This window comes from Acidisoma cellulosilyticum, from assembly GCF_020621385.1.
Taxonomy (GTDB): Bacteria; Pseudomonadota; Alphaproteobacteria; order Acetobacterales; family Acetobacteraceae; genus Acidisoma; species Acidisoma cellulosilyticum.
The window spans coordinates 1-866 of the sequence record NZ_JAESVA010000045.1; the positions used below are offsets into that span (position 1 = coordinate 1).

General features: G+C 53.2%; 1 protein-coding gene. It reads right to left on the reverse strand.

Annotation, left to right across the window (positions count from 1 at the left end; all coding sequences use genetic code 11):
* Nucleotides 1–845 (reverse strand): IS481 family transposase (locus ACELLULO517_RS28455; protein ID WP_227310877.1); only part of this gene is annotated, 845 nt, incomplete at its 3' end.
* Between the last annotated feature and the right edge of the window lie 21 nt (nt 846–866).

The window sequence follows — 866 nt, forward strand, 5'->3', positions numbered from 1 at the left end:
GTCTTTAGCCTTCGGGCGAAGTTATAGGCTGAGACGAAGTCCATCAGGTGGCGCCGCAGTTGATCGTGGCTTTGGTAGTAGAAGCGTTTAACGGTGGCCTCTTTGATTGTCCGGTTCATCCGTTCGACCTGCCCGTTGGTCCAAGGGTGTTTTACCTTGGTCAGCCGATGTTCGATGTCGTGAGCGTTACAGACGCGATCGAAGGAGTGGATGCTGTAGGTCGAGGTTCCTGGCATATGGGTGAACTGGATGCCGTTGTCTGTCAGCACCGTATGTATGGTGTAAGGCACGGCTTCAACCAGATTTTCCAGCATTTGTGCCGCGATCATGCGGGTCGCTTTGTTATGCAGTTCGACATAGGCGAATTTTGAAGTCCTATCGATGGCAACAAACAGGTAGAGCTTCCCCTCCTCGGTCTGCACCTCGGCTATATCAATGTGGAAATAGCCGATTGGGTAGGTTTTGAATTTGCTTTTGGAAGGAATGTCTCCTTCGACATCGGGCAAACGGGAGATGTCATGGCGTTGCAGGCAACGATGCAATGAGGAGCGGGTCAGATGGGGGATAGTGGCCTGTAAGGCATAAAGGCAGTCATCGAGCGGCAGCAGCGTATGCTGACGAAAAGCAACGATGATTGCCTCCTCCTCCACCGACAAAACCGTGGATTTTGGATCTTTCGGGCCGGTAGGAAGGTCGGTGACGGAGTCCCGCTTCCTCCATTTGGCGACCGTTTTTTGGTTGATGCCGTAGCGCTTTGCCAGAACTCTCAGGCTCTCTTGACTATGCTGTATCGCTCGACGGACAGCCTCTGTCGTTGTGGCGCTCCCGTGTAAAACCTGGCCCATAGTGCCTCCCTCCATTCAGAA